The organism is Bradyrhizobium aeschynomenes, from assembly GCF_013178945.1.
Classification (GTDB): domain Bacteria; phylum Pseudomonadota; class Alphaproteobacteria; order Rhizobiales; family Xanthobacteraceae; genus Bradyrhizobium; species Bradyrhizobium aeschynomenes.
Genome location: NZ_JABFDM010000002.1, coordinates 300,612 through 321,061 on the forward strand (window position 1 = coordinate 300,612; position 20,450 = coordinate 321,061).

A 20,450-nucleotide genomic window follows, 5' to 3' on the forward strand; every position below is an offset into this window, starting at 1 on the left:
GCTCTGGATTGCTCCGTCGCTGGCTCTCCTTGCAATGACGGTGGAGAAATGAACGCATGACCGACACCATCCTCGACATTGACAACCTCGTCGTCACCGTCGGCAAGACGAAGAACCCGAACGGCCCGCGCATCATCGACGGCGTTTCGATCAAGGTCGAAAAAGGCGAGACGCTGTGCGTCGTGGGCGAAAGCGGCTCCGGCAAATCGGTGACCTCGCTGACCACGATGGGCCTCTTGCCGAAGAACGCGCTCCACCCGGTTGGCGGGAGCGTCAAGCTGGTCGGCGAAGAGCTGCTCACCGCGAGCGACCGCCGTCTGCGCGAACTGCGCGCCACCAAGATGGCGATGATCTTCCAGGAGCCGATGACCGCGCTCAATCCGGTCGTGCCGGTCGGCCGCCAGATCGACGAGGTGTTGCGCGCGCATACGTCGCTCGATGCGCGAGCGCGGCGCAAGCGCATTCTCGACATGATGGAGCAGGTCCACCTGCCCGACGTCGAGCGCATTTTCGGCTCCTACCCGCACCGCCTTTCCGGCGGCCAGCGTCAGCGCATCATGATCGCGATGGCGCTCGTGCTGGAGCCAAAACTCCTGATCGCCGACGAGCCGACCACCGCGCTCGACGTCACCACGCAGAAGCAGATCCTCTCCTTGATCCGCGAGCTGCAGCGCGATCACGGCACGGCGGTGCTGTTCATCACCCATGACATGGGCGTGGTCGCCGAGATCGCGGACCGTGTTGCGGTCATGCGCCAGGGCCGTCTGGTGGAGACCGGTGCGCTCGACAAGATCCTGCGCGCACCCGAAATGGACTACACGCGCAACCTGCTCGCCTCGGTACCGAGCCTGATCCCGCGGCCGCCGCGGCCCGACAGCACCGAGCCGGTGGTGCTGGAAACCAACGAGCTCGGCAAGGTCTATCGCGAGCGCTCTTTCCTGGGCAAAGCGCGCGAGGTCGTCGCTGCGCAGAACGTCACGATCACGCTGCGAAAAGGCCGCACGCTCGGCATCGTCGGGGAAAGCGGGTCGGGCAAATCCACGGTGGCGCGCTGCATCGTGCGCCTGATCGATCCGACCTCCGGCGGCGTCCGCCTCGCCGGCCACGAGATCTCGATCCTCACCCGCCGCCTGCTGCAGCCGCACCGCAAGCGCATCCAGATCGTGTTCCAGGATCCCTACCGCTCGCTCAATCCGCGCCTCACTGTCGGCGAGAGCATCGCCGAGGGGCCGATCAACTACGGCACCTCGCACGAGAAGGCGATGGCGCGGGCGCGCGAGCTGCTCGAACTCGTCGGCCTTCCCGCCGACGCGATCTCGCGCTATCCGCACCAGTTCTCCGGCGGCCAGCGCCAGCGCATTGCGATCGCGCGCGCGCTGGCGCTCGATCCGGACGTGCTGGTGGCCGACGAGGCCGTCTCCGCGCTCGACGTCTCGGTGCAGGCCCAGGTGCTGGAACTGCTCGACGAGATCCAGCGCCGCCTCGGCATCGCCATCCTGTTCATCACCCATGATCTGCGCGTCGCCGCGCAGATCTGCGACGAGGTCGTCGTGATGCAGAAGGGCCGTATCGTCGAGCAGGGCCCGGCCGGCGAGATCCTGACGCATCCGAAGGAGGCGTATACGAAGTCCCTGCTCGAAGCCGCCCCCGGCCGGAACTGGGATTTTGCCAACTTCCGGCCGGTCTCGGAGGCGGTGGCATAGCAGCGCCACCCACCGCCGTCATTCCGGGGCGTGCGCAGCACGAGCCCGGAATCCATACCCACAGGCGGGTGTAGGGATGTCGGCTGGTCGACGCGCGTGCTTCGCAACTCCTGCTCGTGGTTATGGATTCCGGGCTCATCGCTGCGCGATGCCCCGGAATGACGCGCGGAGATAGCTGGGCCAGATCGGCGCGCCGCCATCGTGGCCCGCATGCAAAACGGCATCGCTCCTTCGCTTGCGCGGGCAGCAAAGCACAGTCTAACGTCGCCACTCCATCTCACGACCTGAGGCGAAGTAATGACGCGCGTCGCGATCGGCGGCTTCCTGCACGAGACCAACACCTTCGCACCGACGAAAGCGGATTACGACGACTTCATGCATGGCGGCGGTCGCGCCTCCATCGCCGACGCCGCGAGCGTGATGACGACGATGCGCGGCATCAATGCCGGCCAGTCGGGCTTCATCGCGGTCGCCGAAGCCAACGGCTGGGAGATCGTGCCGACGATCGCCTGCGCGGCAAGCCCGTCGGCGCATGTCACCAAGGACGCGTTCGAGCGCATCACGACCGTGATGGTCGACCGGATCAAGGCGGCCCTCCCGCTCGACGGCGTCTATCTCGACCTGCACGGCGCGATGGTGCCCGAGCATTTCGACGACGGCGAAGGCGAGATCCTCGCGCGCGTGCGCAACGCGATCGGCCCCGATATGCCGCTGGTCGCGAGCCTCGATCTGCACGCCAACGTCACGCCCGAGATGATCGCGCATGCGGACGCGCTGATCGCCTATCGCAAATATCCGCACACCGACATGGCCGACACCGGCCGCGCCTGCGCCGAGCATCTGGCGCTGCTGCTGCGCACGAAGCAGCCGCTGGCGAAAGCGTTCCGGCAGCTACCGTTCCTCATCCCGATCAGCTGGCAGTGCACCAACGACCAGCCCACCAAGGGCATCTACGAGAAGCTCGCGGCGTTGCAGAGCGAGGCCGTGCCGACGCTGTCCTTCGCGCCCGGTTTTCCCGCGGCCGACTTCGTGCATTGCGGCCCCAGCGTGTTCGCCTATGGCCGCACGCAGGCCGACGCGGACGCCGCTGCGGACGCGATCGCGGCGATCGTCACGGGCCACGAGGATGATTTCGACGGTCGCATCTACACGCCCGACGAGGGCGTGCGTCACGCGATGACGCTGGCGAAGACGGCGACCCGCCCGATCGTGATCGCCGACACCCAGGACAATCCCGGCGCCGGCGGTGATTCCGACACCACCGGCATGCTGCGCGCGCTGGTGCGCAACCGCGCCAGCCGTGCGGCGATCGGCATGATCTACGATCCGCAGGCCGCACTGGCCGCGCATGCCGCCGGCGAAGGCGCGACCATCACGCTGTCACTCGGCGGCAAGAGCGGCATTCCCGGCGACGCGCCGTTCGAGGAAAGCTTCATCGTCGAGACAATCTCCGACGGCCGCTTCACAGCGCCCGGCCCGTTCTACGGCGGCCGCAAGATGGAGATGGGCCCGTCGGCAGCCTTGCGCATCGGCGACGTCAGGGTCGTCGTCGCCTCGCACAAATCGCAACTCGCCGATCAGGAGATGTACCGCTTCGTCGGCATCGAGCCGACCGAACAGGCGATCCTGGTCAACAAGAGCTCGGTGCATTTCCGCGCCGATTTCGAGCCCATCGCGGAGACGCTTCTGATCTGCGCAGCCCCCGGTGCGATGCCAGCCGATCCCTCCACCCTGCCCTGGACGCGCCTGCGTCCGGGCATTCGGCTGAAGCCGAACGGACCTGTGTTTGGAGGCGCGGGATGAGTCGTTGTCGGATCCAGTCGAGGCCTCATGGTTCTCACCACACGTCTATCGAACCGACGTCCCTCACCTCGTGCGCTGCTTTCCACCCTCATCCTGAGGAGCCCGCCCGATGGGCGGGCGTCTCGAAGGAGGAGGCCCCCGACCAGCTCGGCCTCATGGTTCGAGACGCCCGCCAAGGGGCGGGCTCCTCACCATGAGGGTTGAGATTCGACACCGGCGCTGCACACCATTGCTCGCCTGACAATTTCTCTCTCCCGCTCAACTGGACAACATTCATGCCCACCATCGACCGCATCCAAGGCTACGCCGACGAGCTCACCGCCATCCGCCGCGACCTGCACGCCCATCCCGAGATCGGCTTCGAGGAGACGCGTACCTCCGGCATCGTCGCCGAGAAGCTCGCGCAATGGGGCATCGAGGTGCACCGCGGCCTCGGCGGCACCGGCGTGATCGGCGTGCTCAAGGGCAAGGGCGATAACGGCAAGAAGATCGGCCTGCGCGCCGACATGGACGCGCTGCCGATGGAGGAGAACACCAACCTCCCCTGGCGCTCGACCATCCCCGGCCGTTTCCACGGCTGCGGCCATGACGGCCACACCACGATGCTGCTCGGCACCGCGCGCTATCTCGCCGAGACGCGCAATTTCGACGGCACCGTGCACTTCATCTTCCAGCCGGCCGAGGAAGGCCTCGGCGGTGCGCGGGCGATGATCAAGGACGGCCTGTTCCAGAAATTCCCCTGCGACGAGCTGTACGGCCTGCATAACGCGCCCGACCTGGAGCATGGCGAGATCGCGATCCTCCCGGGCCCCGCGATGGCCGGTGCCGACTTCTTCGATATCAGAATCTCCGGCTATGGCGCCCATGGCGCGATGCCCGAGCGCTCGAAGGACGCGGTCGTGATCGCGACCAGCGTCGCGCAGGCCATCCAGACCATCGTGAGCCGCAACGTCGAGCCGCTGCAGGCCGCGGTGGTCTCCATCACGCAGATCCATGCCGGCTCGGCCTACAACGTCATTCCGGGCGATGCCTGGCTGTGCGGCACCGTGCGCGCGTTCTCCGACAATGTCCGCGCGCTGGTGCGCGAGCGCATGCGCGCGATCTGCGCCGGCATGGCGGCGGCGTTCAACTGCGAGATCGACGTCGACATCCGCGACACGTTCAGCGTCCTGGTCAACCAGGAGGAGCAGTCCAAGGTCGTCGAGGAGGTCGCGCGCACCGTCGTCGAGCCGTCCAAGGTGCTGACGCGCTCGACACCGAAGATGGGCAGCGAGGACTTCGCCGACATGCTGCAGACCATCCCGGGCGCGTATTTCTGGGTCGGCCATGACGGCTCGGTGCCGGTGCACAATCCCGGCTACGTGCTCGACGACAAGATCCTGCCGATCGGCGCCAGCATGTTCGCGCGGATCATCGAGACGCGCTTGGCGGCCGCGTAGACGACTGACGCAAGTCAATGAGCGGGCCGGCAATTGAGACGAACTTCGGCGACGGAGGACCAGCATGCACAAGCCCGCTTCTGACGACGTCACCTCGCTGCACGATCTCTCCGCCGTCGACCTGATCGCCGGCTACCGCGCGCGCCAGTTCTCGCCATCCGAGGTGATGGACGATGTGCTGGCGCATATCGCGGCGTGGGAACCTGAGATCAAGGCCCTGTATCTGCTCGACGTTGACGCCGCGCGGGCCGCAGCCAAGGCGTCGACCGAGCGCTGGGCCAATGACGAGCCTGCCGGCGTCCTCGACGGCGTCCCGGCGACGGTGAAGGACAACATCGCCACCAAGGGCCAGCCGATGCCGCTCGGCGCGGCCAGCGTCACGCGCGCGCCGCTCGCGGCCGACGCGCCGCCGGTGGCGCGGCTGCGCGAAGCCGGCGCGATCATCTTCGCCAAGACCACGATGCCCGATTACGGCATGCTGTCGTCGGGCCTGTCGAGCTTTCATCCGCTGACGCGCAATCCCTGGGATCTCCGGATGAACCCCGGCGGCTCCAGCGCCGGTGCAGGCGCCGCGGCGGCCGCGGGTTACGGCCCGCTGCATGTCGGCACCGACATTGGCGGCTCGATCCGGCTGCCGGCATCGTGGTGCGGCCTCGTCGGCCTCAAGCCGAGCTTCGGCCGCGTGCCGATCGACCCGCCCTATGTCGGCCGCGTGGCCGGTCCGATGACGCGCATCGTCGACGATGCCGCGCTGATGATGAGCGTGCTGTCGAAGCCTGACCGCCGCGACGGCACCAGCCTGCCGCCGTCAGATCTGCACTGGAAGGTCGCGGAGAAGCCGGTGCGCAAGCTGCGCCTCGGCCTGATGCTCGACCTCGGCGGCGTCGGCCAGGCGCTCGAGGAGCCGGTGCGCGCGACGACGCTTGAGGCAGCCAAAGCGTTCGAGGATGCCGGCGCCGTGGTGACCGAGATCAAGGGCTTTCTGACGCGCGAAATGCTCGATGGCCTCGACAATTTCTGGCGTGCGCGGCTGTGGGACGATCTGGCGCGGCTCGCGCCCGAGGTGCGCGCGAAAACCCTGCCCTACATCCTGCAATGGGCCGAGCGCGGTGCGGCGCTGTCCGGCGTCGAGGTCGTCAGGGGATTCAATGTCACGATGGCGCTGCGGGCGGCTGCCGCAAAGCTGTTCTGCGAGTACGACTACATCATTTCGCCGGTCTCACCCGGCGTGAAGTTTCCGGCCGAGTACGCCTCCCCCGTCAACGATCCGCAAGCACCGTTCGAGCACATCACCTACACCGTGCCGTGGAACATGTCGGAGAACCCGGCGATCTCCGTCAATGCCGGCTACGATTCCGACGGCTTCCCGATCGGCCTGCAGATCGTCGGCCGCCGCTTCGACGATGTCGGTGTGCTCGGCATGGCCAAGACGTTCGAAGGGTTGCGTGGCGAGCAGCGGCCGTGGCCGAAGGCTCCGCTCAAGTGAAGCCTATCCACTGCGTCCTCCTCCGTCATTGCGAGCGCAAGCGAAGCAATCCAGAGTCTCGCCCACGACTCTGGATTGCTTCGCTTGCGCTCGCAATGACGGGGAGAGAGTGTGAACTCAATCACTGCTGCATCGCTTGCTGAGAGAGCAATGCTGCGCGCAGTGTTTTTGCCCGCCCTGCGGAATGTCATGCACACTTTGCGTTGGCCACGCGCTGAACTACTGTATCCCGATCGCCGATCTCAATTTTCGTCGTCATTCCGGGGCGTGCGAAGCACGAGCCCGGAATCCATACTCACGATCGTGGTTATGGATTCCGGGCCTGCGCCAAAGAGGGCGCATCCCGGAATGACGGCGGAGATTGTGGCACGAGCAACCAACTAACAAACGCCACGACAACAACATCAGGAAACGCTCATGGCCTACCAGACCATCCTCTATGACGTCGCCGACAAGATCCTCACCATCACCTTGAACCGGCCCGAGAAGCTCAACGCCTTCACCGGCACCATGATGGAAGAACTGATCGACGCGTTCGATCGCGCCGACAAGGATGACGGCGTCCGGGCGATCATCGTCACCGGATCGGGCCGCGCGTTCTGCGCGGGCGCGGATCTCTCCTCCGGTGCCGACACCTTCGATCGCGACGCCAAGCGCGGGCCGGTGAAGCGCCACGCCGATGGCCGCGTCGACTATTCCGACCCGCAGGTGCGCGACGGCGGCGGCCAGGTGACGTTGCGCATCTTCAAGTCGCTCAAACCCGTCATCGCCGCCGTCAACGGCCCCGCCGTCGGCATCGGCGTCACCATGCAGCTCGCGATGGACATCCGCATCGCCTCGGAAGCCGCACGGTTCGGCTTCGTGTTCTCCCAGCGCGGCATCGTGCCGGAGGCGGCGTCGAGCTGGTTCCTGCCGCGCATCGTCGGCATCTCGCAGGCGCTGGAATGGTGCTACACCGGCCGCGTCTTCCCGGCGCAGGAGGCGCTGGCCGGCCGTCTCGTCAGCAAGGTGGTGCCGCCGGATGATCTGTTGCCGACCGCCCGCGCGCTGGCGCGCGAGATCGCCGACAAGACCGCGCCGGTGTCGATCGCGCTGATCCGCCAGATGATGTGGCGCATGATGGGCGCCGACGATCCGATGGAAGCCCACAAGATCGACAGCCGCGGCATCTACGCACGCGGACGTTCCGATGACGTCAAGGAAGGCGTGGTGTCGTTCCTGCAGAAGCGTCCGGCGCAGTTCAAGAACACGGTGACGGCCGACATGCCGGACTACTTCCCGTGGTGGGATGAGCGGGAGTACAAGTAGTAGTTATCGGCCACGCTCGCGCCACATATTCCGCTGTCGTCCCGGACAAGCGCGCGGCACGCGCGCGCCGATCCGGGATCCATAACCACAAGCGGCTGTTAGGCGAAGAACGACGTTCAAGGTGCCACAAGATAGATCACGCGGTATGGGTCCCGGCTCTAGGCCGGGACGACACCGAGGGTGTGGAGCCTCAGTGCCTCACTCCATCACCAGGGCCACGCGGCCGATCGCCTTGCGGTCGATCAGGAGCCGCATCGCTGCAGCATAGTCCTCGAACGGCACCCGGTGCGACACGTTCGGCCGCAGCTTGCCCTGCTCGGCGAACTCGAGCAGCGCGGCCATGCGGCGCTCGCCCAGCGCGGGATCCTTGCGCACGGCCTCACCCGCGCGAACACCGAGCACGCTGGCGCCCTTCATCAGGATCAGGTTGGTACGCGCCAGTCCGATGCCGCCGGTGAAGCCGATGACCAGCAGCCGCGCGCCCCAGGCGATGCAGCGGACGCTGTTCTCGAACACCTCGCCGCCCACCGGATCGAACACGACATCGACGCCGCGTCCATCCGTGATGCGCTTGACCGCGTCGCGGAACGGCTCGCGCGCATACAGCACGAGATGATCGGCGCCGCGCGCACGGGCGACCGCAAGCTTCTCCTCGGATGACGCCGCGGCGATCACCGTGGCACCGAGCAGCTTGCCGAGCTCGACTGCGGCAAGGCCGACGCCGCCGCCGGCGCCATGCACCAGCAGCATCTCGCCGTGCTTGAGCTGGGCACGATCGACCAGCGCATGATGCGCGGTGCCGTGCCCGGCGAGATAGGTCGCGCCCTCCGCATAGTCGAAGGTCGAGGGCAGCGGCGTGAGTTGACTCGCCGCGACCACCGCCTCCTCGGCATAGGCCCCGAAGCGCATCTTCACGATGACCTTGTCGCCAACCACGCGGTCAGACACGGCGGCACCGGTCTCCGTCACGTCGCCAGCGGCTTCCACCCCAGGTGTGAACGGCAGCTCCGGCTTCAGCTGATACTCGCCAGCCGCCATCAGGATGTCCGGGAAGTTGATGCCGGCGGCCCGGATCTTCACCCGCACCTCGCTTTGTCCCAGTGCGCGCGGCGGCAGCTCTTCGAGCCGCAATTTCTCCGGCGGCCCGAGCTCGCGGCAGACGATCGCCCGCGGCATCAGCCCGCCTTCCGCTTCGCCAGCGCTTCGCGGATCAACGGCAGCCGGTCGTTGCCGAAATACATGTCGTTGACATCGACGAAGATGGTCGGAGAGCCGAAGCCGCCGCGCTTGACGACCTCCTCGGTGTTGATGCGCAGCTGATCCTTGATGCCCTGCTGCGCGATGCCGTCGAACAACGCCTTCGCATCGACGCCGACACGCCGGCACACTTCGATCAGCACCGCATCCTGCGAGATGTCCTGGTCCTCGCCCCAATAGATCTCGAACACGGCCCGCGCGAACGGCACCATGGCCTCGTTGCCGAGCCAGATGCAGCCGCGCATGGCCTTGACGCTGTTCACCGGAAACACCGAAGGCGGCATCTTGATCTTGAGCCCGGCCGAACGCGACCAGTCGCCGAGGTCCTTCAGCATGTAGGCCGCCTTGGCCGGCACCGGCTTCTCACGCTGCGCATAGACGCTGGGATTGATCGTGTTGAAGATGCCGCCGACGAGGATGGGACGCCAGACGATGTCGACGCCGAATTCCTGGGCGAGCGGCTGGATGTTGTGGAAGGCGAGATAGGTCCAGGGGCTGGAGCAGTCGAAGAAGAATTCGATCATCGTGTTTCCTCAAGGTCTTGATGAGTTCGTCATCGCGCGCGCAGAAATTAACGGTGTCGGTCGTGGCCCTGGATTGCTTCGCTTCGCTCGCAATGACGGAACTGGGAGTTGGCGCACGCCGCTCTCTCCGTCATTGCGAGGAGCGGAGCGACGAAGCAATCCAGGGGCTGCAGCACACGGACTGGGTGTCTTTCGCCATGCTCTCGCACGCGCGGTAGAGCTCGTTCACGATCTCCCCGTCATCTCCTTCGCCCGTGCGCCGAACATCACGTGGCGCGTCTCGTCGTTGAACGGCTCCTTGACGAACTTGCCGATCGCAAGCCCCGCCTGCAGCTTTGGCCGCGCGCGCAAGGTTGCGTACCAGCGCTTGATGTTCGGATAGTCGTCGAGCGTAAAGCCTTGCGCCTTGTGCGTCATGATCCAGGGAAAGCAGGCCATATCGGCAATGGTGTAGTCGTCGCCGGCGACATGGGCGCCAGTCTTGCCGAGCTGGACGTCGAGCACGTGGAAGAGACGCGCGACCTCATCGCGGTAGCGCTGGATCGCGTAAGGGATCTTCTCCGCGGCATACAGCGCGAAATGGCCGTGCTGCCCCATCATCGGTCCCAGGCCTGCCATCTGCCACATGACCCATTGGACGACACGCGAGCGCGCCCGCATCTCCTGCGGCAGGAAACGGCCGGTCTTGTCGGCGAGGTAGATCAGAATCGCGCCGGTCTCGAACACCGGGAACGACGCCCCGCCGTCGGCGGGCGCATGGTCGACGATCGCCGGAATGCGGTTGTTCGGGCTGACCGCGAGGAACTCCGGCTTGAACTGGTCGCCAGCGCGGATGTCGACGGGAATGACCGTGTAAGGCAGCCCGAGTTCCTCGAGCATGATCGAGATCTTCCAGCCGTTCGGCGTCGGCGCATAATGGAGGTCGATCATGCCTCTTCCTAGTCCTTCCCCAATCCTGTCCGGACCATTATGCCGCGCTGCGGAACGCGCGCCGGCCTTGGTTCTTTCTGTACCTGACAGTTAAGCCATGGCAGACAGGCGCTCAAGCCTGACTGCCCCTACGCCGGAGAATACGACCATGCTGTTTCCATCGACCATCGCAGGCTCGCTGCCGAAGCCGGAATGGCTGGCCGAGCCGAACGTGCTGTGGGCGCCGTGGAAGTCGAAGGACGACGAGCTCGCCCGCGCCAAGCGCGATGCGACCATCCTGGCACTCAAGCTGCAGGAGGATTCCGGCATCGACATCCTCACCGAGGGCGAGCAGTCGCGGCAGCATTTCGTGCACGGCTTTCTCGAGCGCGTCGAGGGCATCGACTTCGCGCACAAGGTCGAGATGGGCATCCGCAAGGACCGCTACAAGGCGATGGTGCCGCAGGTCGTGGCGCCGCTGTCGCTCAAGGGCCGCGTCCACGGCGACGAGGCGCGGATCGCGCGCACGCACACCACACGCGCCGTGAAGTTCACGCTGCCGGGGCCGATGACGATCATCGACACCATCGCCGACAACTACTATGGCGACCGCGTCAAGATGGCGTTCGCCTTCGCCGAGCTGTTGAACCAGGAGGCCAAGGCGCTGCACGACGACGGCATCGACATGATCCAGTTCGATGAGCCCGCCTTCAACGTCTACATGGACGAGGTGCGCGACTGGGGCGTCAAGGCGCTGGAGCGCGCCGCCGAAGGCCTGACGTGCCCGACCGCGGTCCACATCTGCTACGGCTACGGCATCAAGGCCAACACCGACTGGAAGGAGACGCTCGGCAGCGAGTGGCGGCAATACGAGGAGACCTTCCCGGTCATTGACGCCAGCAGCATTCAGCAGGTCGCGGTCGAGTGCCGCAATTCGAAGGTGCCGATCGAACTGCTCGGGCTGTTGAAGAACAAGATCGTGCAAGCCGGCGTGATCGACGTCGCCAGCGACGAGATCGAGACCGCCGAGGACGTCTGCAGGACGCTCGAGGACGTCATGAAGGTGGTGCCGAAAGAGAACATCATCGCGACCACCAATTGCGGCATGGCCCCGATGCGGCGCGACGTCGCGGAGGCGAAGCTGATGGCGCTCGGCACCGGCGCCAAGCTGGCGCGGCAGCGGTTCGCGTAAGGCCTCATCATCCGGCGATTGGCGCGCGCGAATCGCCGGACAAGGGGTCCTCTGAGAGGAGTCCCCCGCGCGAACCGCCCAACGTCGCGGCTCATGCTGTGCACCGTTGTGTCGGTTTACGCGGATCCGGCCATCAACGCGACGAGCCGGCCTACAGAACGGCTCGCGTCATGGTAGTTAAATACCGATCACACAACATTCACGACGCAGTGTGTCTTTGCTGTTCTTGACAACATGTGTCCTAACATTTCATCTCCGAACAACACGTATGGCGCGAAATTTTTGCCCGCCTAGTTCAGTTCGGATCTGACGTCTGCCTTCATTGCTGGGGACTTTAATGGCTTGCTTTGCGAGAACGATGTTTGCTGCGCCGAAGTCAAAGGCGCGTCGCTTTCTGGCCATGTCGATCCTCCTCGCGGGAACGATGCTGAGCACCCAGGCCTTGGCGATCGACGTCGCCAACCAGGCTGATTGGAATACGGCCGTTGCTGCGGTCGCAGCCGCCGGCGCCAACTCGACGGTCACCATCAACATCACCAGCGGCTTCACCCTGTCGAGCTCGCTGGCGCAGCTGCAGGCCGCCAACGCCAACGTCACGGTGAACATCACCGGCAACGGCCAGACGATCAACGGCGCCTCTTCCTTCCAGGGCATCGTCGTCAATGGTGCCAATGCGCCGACCGTGAACATCTCCAGCCTGTCGATCACCAACATGGCGGCGATCGGCGGCAATGGCACCAACGGTCAGAACGGCTACTACAGCGGCGGTCTGGCCTACGGCTCCGGCGGTGGCGGTGGTGGCGGCCTCGGGGCCGGCGGCGGCCTGTTCGTCGGCAGCGGCGCCAATGTCACGATTGCCGCAGTGACCTTCACCAGCAACAGCGCCACCGGCGGCGCTGGTGGCAATGGCGGCAGCGCGCAGAACGCGGCGGCTGACCCGGTGAATGGCGGCAATGGCGGCACCGGCGGTGCCGCGAACAATGGCGGCGCCAGCGGCGGCGGCGGCGCGGGCGGCACCGGCGGACATGCCGGTGGGCAAGGCACGGCCGGCAGTGCGGGCCCCTCGGTCGGTGACGGCGGCGGCGGCGGCGGCGGCTCCGGCACCACCAACAGCACCACCTACACCAACAACAATCCCGGCGGCACCGGCAACGCCAATGGCGGCAATGGCGGCACCGGCGGCGACGGCGCCACCAACGCCAGCGGCGCGGGCGGTCCCGGACCCGGCTCCGATGGCGGCGCCGGCGGCAACGGCGGCGCCGGCAATGGCGGCGCCGTCTACGTTGCCACCGGCGGCACGCTCACGATTCTCGACTCGCCGATCTCGGGCAACACCGTCACCGGTGGTGCTGCCGGCACGCCAGGCATTGGCATCGGACCGAGCGCCATCAATGGGTTTTCAGCAGCGGCCGGCGCCGCGCAGGGAGCCGGCATCTTCATCAGCGGCGTCACTGCCAATATCGCGGTCTCGAGCGGCACCCTCACCTATGCCAACACGATCGGCGGCACCGGCCTGACCACCGGCGGCGTCAACACCGCCCTCATCAAGACCGGCGCCGGCAAGCTGGTGCTGACGGCCGCCAACACCTACACCGGCAACACCGTCGTGAATGGCGGAACGCTGGAGGTGAACGGTACGGCGGCCAATTCGGCCCTGACCTCGGTCAATTCCGGCGGCACTCTGGCCGGTGTCGGCACGGTCAAGGGCACCCAGATCAATGCTGGCGGTACCTTCGCGCCCGGCAACGGGACGGCCGCCAGTACGATGACGGTCAGCGGCAGCCTCGCGTTCCAGTCGGGCGCGATCTACCTGGTCCAGGTCGATCCGACGACCGCCTCGCGCGCCAGCGTGACCGGCATCGCGACCCTCAACGGCGCCACGGTCAATGCGGTCTACGCCGCCGGAACCTATGTCGCGAAGAAATACACGATCCTGACCGCGACGGGCGGCGTCAGCGGCACCTTCAGCGCCGTGACGGCGACCAGCGCGCCCGCCGGCTTCGCGTCATCCTTGAGCTATGACGCCAACAACGTCTTCCTCAACCTCGATCTCGCCGTGGTGGCGGGAAACACCAACCAGGTCAACGTCAACACGGCGCTGAGCAACTACTTCACCACGAACGGCAGCATTCCCGTCGTCTTCACCGGACTGACCCCCACCGGACTGACGCAACTCTCGGGCGAGACCGTCACCGGCGGTCAGCAGGCGACGTTCAATGCGATGACGCAGTTCATGGGCGTCATGACCGATCCCTTCGTCGGCGGTCGCGGCGACCAGGGCGCTGCGCCCAACGGCGCGATCGGCTACGCGGAGGAAACGCTGGCCTATGCGGCCAAGCGCAATCCGAACGACGCGCTGGCCGCGATCTACACCAAGGCGCCGCCCGCGCCCGTCGCCAGGACGGGCTGGAGCGTGTGGGCGGCCGCCTTCGGCGGAGCCCAGACCACCGACGGCAACGCCGCGCTCGGCTCCAACACCGCCACCAGCAACCTCTACGCCACCGCGGTCGGAGCCGACTATCGCTTCTCGCCCTACACCGTCGCCGGCTTCGCGATGGCAGGGGGCGGCACCAACTTCAGCGTCTTCAATGGCGGCGGCGGCAGGTCGGATCTGTTCCAGGCCGGCGGCTTCGTCAGGCACAATATCGGCGCAGGCTATGTGACAGGCGCCCTGGCCTATGGCTGGCAGGACGTCACCACGAACCGGACCGTGACCGTGGCTGGGATCGATCAGCTGCGCGCCGATTTCAACGCCAACTCCTATTCGGGCCGGATCGAGGGTGGCCACCGCTTCGTCACCCCCTGGACGACCGTCGGCCTCACGCCCTACGCGGCCGCTCAGTTCACCACCTTCGCGCTGCCGGGCTATGCCGAGCGGGCCGTCGTCGGCAACAACACCTTCGCGCTCACCTATGGCGCCAGGACCATCACGGCGACGCGCAGCGAGCTCGGTCTGCGCACCGACAAGTCCTACGCCCTGACCGACGGCATCTTCACGCTGCGCGGCCGTGTCGCCTGGGCGCATGACTTCAATCCGGACCGTTCGATTTCCGCCACGTTCCAGGCCCTGCCCGGCGCCTCCTTCGTCGTCAACGGAGCCCGGCAGGCCAGCGACGCCGCGCTGACCTCGGCATCGGCCGAGATGAAGTGGATGAACGGCTGGTCGGCCGCTGGGACCTTCGAAGGCGAATTCTCCAACGTCACCCGAAGCTATGGCGGCAAGGCGGTCGTGCGCTATTCGTGGTAACCCGGATGTCGCTGCGCTCATCCGGGTTACGCGCGCGATCCGTGCCGCTCACGGCTCGCAGAAATCGAGATAGCCCAGCAGCACGCTGTTGCTCAACGGCCGCGAGTCTCGACGAAAGACTCCGAAACCGTCGGATGAGCCGCCCGGATTGGTGTTGCCCTCGATCGTGACGACATGGTCGCCGACCACGTCGATGACCAGGCCGGCATGGCCCTTGCCGCCGCCGAGGTCGAGGGCGAAGATCATGCCGGGCTTGACCGTCTGCGCGCTGACTTCGGATTTGTGCACGATCTGCGCGTCGGTCCGGCGCGCCATGGTCCAGAGCGCGATAACGCCCGCCGTCTTGGGCAACGGATTTTCGATCCCCTTGACCCTGGCGGCCTGATTGAACACCCAATAGAGAAAACAGGCGCACCACGGGAAGCTGTCCGTCGCAGGATCAAGGCCGGCAGTGCGAATGTAGACGTCGACCTCCGGCCCGCGGTTCGTGCCGCGCGGCTGCTCGACGACGCCGATCTGGGACGCGGCGATGTCGATCACCAGATCACGCATCGGCGTGTTGCGGTCGAAGGCGGCCGCATCGAACACCGCACCAGGTCCGAACAGCGCCGCCCATGTCGATGCATCGACCTCGCCGGTGATATGCAGCGGCTTGCCGCCGGGCGTAGAGTTGCGCGCCTGGAAGTGGAACACGGCGTTCTGGGTGCCCTCGCCGAAATCGCCGTCGGTCACCAGCTGACCGAAGCCGAGCTCCTTGAGCCTGGCCTGCACGACCCTGACCGCGTCCGAGCCGAACTGGCCGCGATGCAGGGGCTGACCCGGAAATGGGGGAGCCGCGGGAAAGTCCGGCTGAGCCGCGACCGCACCGGCTGCGACCGCGATCACGGGAGCTGCGGCTTCGGCGACGGGTTGCGGCTGTGCCGCCTGACCGAGCAGGAAGCCGCCGAAGTCGGGCAGATCAACATTGAACCGATCCGGATCGACGTCGTCGTCGAAGTTGCAGAACCGCCGGACCGGCAGGGCCTGAAGAATGTTCCAGCGGCCCGATGCCTTGAACTCGGCCGTGCCACGAAAGCCGCTCGATTGGGACAGCCAGGTCAGCTGCACCAGACCGGCATCCAGCAGGGTCTTGCACACCGCGCCCGAACTGTAGACGCCGATCCGGTAGGGACGGCCGGCGGCCGCGAACGCGGCATTGATGGCCTCGAAGTGCGGCCTGATGGCGATGTTGACGTCGGCATCGGACGCATCGAAATCTGCTGAGAAATAGATGGCCGAGCCCGCCGGCTGGCCGATGACGTGGCGCGCGTAGTCGAGCGCATCCTCCGCTTCGCTCTTGCCTTTGACTGCGCTGAAATCGGCGCGAAGCCGGTGACGGATCTGATAGACCGGCCAGATCCGGATTCCTGCCGCCGAGAGCGCCTGCGCCTCGTCCGGCTTCAGGATCTTCGGGTTGGACCGGTTGCGGGTGTAGTAGCGGCCGATCGCGATGATGCTCTGCGAGAGCATGCACGGAATCATGCGAGTCGCGTTCTGATTGGTGTCCAGCGCAACGAAAGCCATGTGACGCTCTCCCGTTTGTCGCGTGTGACGTCTCATCGCTTGCATCGCGATGGATCACGCGTTGCGATGCTATCGCAACCGGGACGGGTGGAAATGTGAAGCCGTTCACAGAGTGCAGTTGCGAGACGCAGTTTGATCAGCGGATCTCATGGACGCCACCTAGCCATTTAGATCGAACGTCCCCGACAGCCCGGCGCGCAGCACCGGCCGATAGCCGGCACGGAGCGCGCGCACCGTCGAGGGCGGCGTCAGCAGTTGCGGTGCAGGGACGTGCTCGCGCTCCGCCCCATAGCCGGCGAACGACCACGGCCGCGCCCGGCCTTGCAGGATCAGGAAGCTCTCCTGACCGGACTGCACCATCGTGCCGTCAGGGAGCTCCGCCAACAGCATCGGCAGCGGATGCAGTCGCTTCTTCCTCCGATCGAGCCGTTCGCGATGCAGCACCCGGTCGATGTCGGCGGCGCGAACATGACGGGCGTCATTTCCCCTCTCCCATGCGGTGCGAAACCGGTTCGCATCGTCGCGGCGGCAGTAGAAGCAGGGACGATGGCCAGCGGCGAGCGCGGTGGCCTCGTCGAGGAAGAACAGCTCCGTCCAGCTCTGCGTCGCCATCACCTCGCGGTGCTTGCCGCGAAAGTCGCACAGGCAGACCAGCCAGGCCGGGCTCGACCAGCGCTTCCTCAACAGCGTCTTCGTCGCGGGGTCATGGATGATGCCGCGATTGCCGGTGAACAATCCGCGATGCGGCGTGGCGACGATGTCGCCGGTCGGGGTGACGCGGTTCTGCAGCGGCATGGCGGCGCTCCGCTCTCTCCGTCGTCATTCCTGGGCGGCGCGCAGCGACGAGCCCGGAATCCACACTCCCGATCGTGGTTATGGATTCCGGGCTCACGCCCTGCGGGCGTGCCCCGGAATGACCGCGAGAGTCGATTTCACGCCGCTCCGTCGCGCAGCGGCGGCGCGAAGGACAGCGCGGTGTCCCAGGGAAAGAAGATCCAGGTGTCCTGCGACACCTCTGTGATGAAGGTGTCGACCAGCGGCCGCCCCTTGGGCTTGGCATAGACGGTGGCAAAATGGGCGTCAGGCAGGATCTCGCGGACCATGCGGCCGGTCTTGCCGGTGTCGACGAGATCATCGACGATCAGGAGCCCCTTGCCGGTGCCGCCGCCGAGTTGCGCGGTGTCGGCCGAGATGCCCTTCAAGACCTGCAGCTCGCCTTGTTTGGTGTGATCATAGCTCGCGATGCAGATCGTATCGATGACGCGCACGCCAAGCTCGCGCGCCACGATCGCCGCCGGCACCAATCCGCCGCGGGTGATGGCCACCACGGCATGAAACGGACCGATCTCGTTCAGCCGCCAGGTCAACGCCCGGCAATCGCGATGAAACTGGTCCCAGGACACCGGAAAGGCCCGGCCTGCCCGTTCCTCTGCGCTCAAGGTCTTGTCCGCCATTGCTCTCGTCCGTGGCTCTCTGAAAGTTACACCTGCTTAGCGCGTGACGTTGAGCCCCGCGAGCATCTCCTTCACCGCAGCCATCGCCGCCGTCAGCTTGTCCTGGTCGCGCGAGCGCACCACGAGATGCGTGTTCGGCTTCTGGTCCTCGTCGATGAAGGGATAGCTGCCGATGATGGTGTCCGGATGCGTCTTGGCGATCTCGCGCAGGGGGCCGCCGATGTCGCCCTCGCGGGCATTGGCACGGACGGTCTCCGAGAGCATGCGGACGCCCGATTTTAGCTTCGGCGCGACGATGTCCATCATCGCCTGCATGATCGAGGGCACGCCGGCCATGACGATGACGTTGCCGAGCTTGAAGCCCGGCGCCAGGATCGTGGCGCTCTGGATCAGCTCGGCACCGTCCGGGATGCGTGCCATACGCAGACGGGCTTCATTCAGCTCCTGCTCGCTCCAGCGCTCGCGGAAGCGCGCCACGACCTCGGGGTGGTGGTCGATGCCGACGCCGAAGGCCTTGGCGATCGCGTCCGCGGTGATGTCGTCATGGGTCGGCCCGATGCCGCCGGTCGTGAACACATAAGTGTAGCGGTGCCGCAGCGCGTCCAGTGCAGCGATGATATCGCCCTCGTCGTCCGAGACCACCCGGACCTCCTTGAGGTCAATGCCCAGATTGGTCAGGTATTCGGCGATGAAGCCGATGTTCTTGTCCTTGGTCCGCCCGGACAGGATCTCGTCGCCGATGACCAGCAATCCCGCGGTGACGATGTCGCTCATGGTATCTCCTCGCATCTGGCGTCTCTTTTGGCCCGAGCCGGCACCAAAGTCATCCGAAACGTCGCAGCCCATGCCGCGGATTTGAGCATCGTGCAGCCGGTTTTTCGGGCACGACTCCCGCGCCCCCCACGAAATGCCGCAGGAGAATGCATATCTCGCTGGCCCGGCCCTTGCTACCATCACGTGGAGTCATGCAGTGTATGGCGAGGCTGGGACACACGGGCATCTATGGCAGTTGCGTTCGACGAAATGAACGAGCCGGGCGGCGACGTTCGTCAGGCTTATCAGGAGCTGTCGCGGTGGCTGAAGGAAACGCCGCCGGAAGCGCTGGAATATCGCCGTCACGAGGCGGAGCTGTTGTTCCGGCGAATCGGCATCACCTTCGCCGTCTATGGCGAGGCGGAGGCGCAGGAGCGGCTGATCCCGTTCGATGTGATCCCGAGGATCCTCTCCGGCAAGGAATGGACGCTCCTGGAGAAAGGGCTGAAGCAGCGCGTCAAGGCGCTGAACATGTTCCTGCGCGACATCTATCACGGCCGCGACATCCTGCGCGCCAACGTCGTGCCGGATGACCTGATCTTCCAGAACCCGGTCTTCCGGCCCGAGATGAACGGCCAGGACGTGCCGCACGACGTCTATGTGCACATCGCCGGGATCGACATCGTCCGCGTCGACGCCAACGACTTCATCGTGCTGGAGGACAATGCGCGCACGCCCTCGGGCGTGTCCTACATGCTGGAAAACCGCGAGATCATGATGCGGCTGTTTCCGGACCTGTTCGCGCGCCACCGCGTCGCGCCGGTCGAGCGCTATCCGGACGAGCTGTTGTCGTGCTTGCGCTCGGTCGCGCCGCTCAGCGCCTCCGCCGAGCCGACCGTCGCCCTGATGACGCCCGGAATCTACAATTCAGCCTATTACGAGCACTCGTTCCTGGCCGACAAGCTCGGCATCGAGCTGGTCGAAGGCCGCGACCTCATCGTCAAGAACGACGAGGTGTTCATGCGGACCACGGAGGGGCTGAAGCGGGTCGACGTGATCTATCGACGCGTCGACGACGACTTCCTCGATCCCCTCACCTTCCGCCCTGATTCGGCGCTCGGCGTGCCCGGCCTGATGTCGGCCTATGTCGCCGGCAATGTCACGCTCGCCAATGCGGTCGGCACCGGCATTGCCGACGACAAGGCGATCTATTCCTACATGCCCGATGTCGTGAAGTTCTATCTGGGCGAGGAGCCGATCCTGAAAAACGTGCAGACGTGGCGCTGCCGCGAGCCGCAGGATCTCTCTTACGTGCTCGACCATCTCGGCGAGCTCGTCGTCAAGGAAGTGCACGGCTCCGGCGGCTACGGCATGCTGATTGGCCCGGCCGCGACCAAGGCGACGATCGAGGCGTTCCGCGACAAGCTGAAGCGCGAGCCAGAAGGTTTCATCGCGCAGCCGACGCTGGCGCTGTCGACCTGTCCGACCTGCGTCACCTCGGGACTCGCGCCGCGTCATGTCGACCTCAGGCCGTTCGTGCTGACCGGACGCGACCGCACCACCATCGTGCCCGGCGGCCTCACCCGCGTGGCGCTGAAGGAAGGTTCGCTGGTGGTCAATTCCAGCCAGGGCGGCGGCACCAAGGACACATGGGTGCTGGATGAGTAGAGGCGTTTTCATTGGGGGTCATGCGTCCCCTCTTCCTGAAGGACGGAGTGTGGACACACATTTTGCGACAACGACGGTGCACCCTCTCCCCTTGTGGGAGAGGGTGGCGACGAGCGTCAGCTCGGCGCCGGGTGAGGGGTTCTC

Annotated in this window: 15 protein-coding genes; 8 read left to right on the forward strand and 7 right to left on the reverse strand. The window is 66.0% G+C overall.

The features are described from left to right. The first annotated feature begins 56 nt into the window (after positions 1-56). The 5 genes from HL666_RS06035 to HL666_RS06055 all read left to right on the forward strand — a co-directional run bounded on the left by HL666_RS06035 (position 57) and on the right by HL666_RS06055 (position 7,739). Positions 57-1,703: an ABC transporter ATP-binding protein gene (locus HL666_RS06035; protein ID WP_172113865.1), complete on the forward strand. Its 1,647-nt coding sequence runs from the start codon at positions 57-59 to the stop codon at positions 1,701-1,703. A 297-nt stretch (positions 1,704-2,000) separates the two neighbouring features. Then, the gene (locus HL666_RS06040; protein ID WP_172180391.1) at positions 2,001-3,506 is read left to right on the forward strand and encodes a M81 family metallopeptidase; all 1,506 of its coding nucleotides are present in this window, start codon (positions 2,001-2,003) and stop codon (positions 3,504-3,506) included. 275 nt (positions 3,507-3,781) lie between these two features. After that, entirely contained in the window at positions 3,782-4,945 is a 1,164-nt protein-coding gene (locus HL666_RS06045; RefSeq protein WP_172113863.1) for a M20 aminoacylase family protein, read from the forward strand. Positions 4,946-5,009: 64 nt separating this feature from the next. Further along, the gene (locus HL666_RS06050; RefSeq protein ID WP_172180393.1) at positions 5,010-6,431 is read left to right on the forward strand and encodes an amidase; all 1,422 of its coding nucleotides are present in this window, start codon (positions 5,010-5,012) and stop codon (positions 6,429-6,431) included. Between the two features lie 417 nt (positions 6,432-6,848). Beyond that, positions 6,849-7,739 (forward strand): crotonase/enoyl-CoA hydratase family protein, encoded by an 891-nt coding sequence (locus tag HL666_RS06055; protein ID WP_172180395.1) that lies wholly within the window; start codon positions 6,849-6,851, stop codon positions 7,737-7,739. Between the two features lie 198 nt (positions 7,740-7,937). Here HL666_RS06055 and HL666_RS06060 read toward each other — a convergent pair whose 3' ends face one another. The 3 genes from HL666_RS06060 to HL666_RS06070 form a co-directional block, all read right to left on the reverse strand. After that, on the reverse strand, positions 7,938-8,915 hold the full coding sequence (locus tag HL666_RS06060) for an NADPH:quinone oxidoreductase family protein (protein ID WP_172180397.1): 978 nt from the start codon (positions 8,913-8,915) through the stop codon (positions 7,938-7,940). Then, complete coding sequence (locus tag HL666_RS06065) at positions 8,915-9,520, reverse strand: 2-hydroxychromene-2-carboxylate isomerase (protein WP_172180398.1); 606 nt, start codon at positions 9,518-9,520, stop codon at positions 8,915-8,917. Before HL666_RS06065 ends, HL666_RS06060 begins: the two co-directional genes overlap by 1 nt. Before the next feature lie 225 nt (positions 9,521-9,745). Continuing rightward, entirely contained in the window at positions 9,746-10,450 is a 705-nt protein-coding gene (locus HL666_RS06070) for a glutathione binding-like protein (protein WP_172180400.1), read from the reverse strand. 148 nt (positions 10,451-10,598) lie between these two features. Here HL666_RS06070 and HL666_RS06075 point away from each other — a divergent pair, with 148 nt between their 5' ends. Next, positions 10,599-11,621, forward strand: a complete 1,023-nt coding sequence (locus HL666_RS06075) for a methionine synthase (protein ID WP_172180402.1) — start codon at positions 10,599-10,601, stop codon at positions 11,619-11,621. A gap of 400 nt (positions 11,622-12,021) precedes the next feature. Further along, positions 12,022-14,868 (forward strand): autotransporter outer membrane beta-barrel domain-containing protein, encoded by a 2,847-nt coding sequence (locus tag HL666_RS06080; protein ID WP_246741473.1) that lies wholly within the window; start codon positions 12,022-12,024, stop codon positions 14,866-14,868. A 48-nt stretch (positions 14,869-14,916) separates the two neighbouring features. Here HL666_RS06080 and HL666_RS06085 read toward each other — a convergent pair whose 3' ends face one another. The 4 genes from HL666_RS06085 to HL666_RS06100 all read right to left on the reverse strand — a co-directional run bounded on the left by HL666_RS06085 (position 14,917) and on the right by HL666_RS06100 (position 18,659). Next, positions 14,917-16,431: a glycoside hydrolase domain-containing protein gene (locus HL666_RS06085; protein ID WP_172180405.1), complete on the reverse strand. Its 1,515-nt coding sequence runs from the start codon at positions 16,429-16,431 to the stop codon at positions 14,917-14,919. 159 nt (positions 16,432-16,590) lie between these two features. Next, positions 16,591-17,226, reverse strand: a complete 636-nt coding sequence (locus tag HL666_RS06090; protein ID WP_172180407.1) for a hypothetical protein — start codon at positions 17,224-17,226, stop codon at positions 16,591-16,593. Positions 17,227-17,363: 137 nt separating this feature from the next. Beyond that, on the reverse strand, positions 17,364-17,885 hold the full coding sequence (gpt, locus tag HL666_RS06095) for a xanthine phosphoribosyltransferase (RefSeq protein WP_172113853.1): 522 nt from the start codon (positions 17,883-17,885) through the stop codon (positions 17,364-17,366). Between the two features lie 36 nt (positions 17,886-17,921). Continuing rightward, on the reverse strand, positions 17,922-18,659 hold the full coding sequence (locus HL666_RS06100; RefSeq protein ID WP_172113852.1) for a competence/damage-inducible protein A: 738 nt from the start codon (positions 18,657-18,659) through the stop codon (positions 17,922-17,924). Positions 18,660-18,887: 228 nt separating this feature from the next. Between HL666_RS06100 and HL666_RS06105 the strand changes: the two genes are divergently transcribed. Then, a complete protein-coding gene (locus HL666_RS06105) occupies positions 18,888-20,306 on the forward strand; it encodes a circularly permuted type 2 ATP-grasp protein (protein WP_172113851.1) in 1,419 nt (472 codons plus the stop codon). Positions 20,307-20,450: the final 144 nt, after the last annotated feature.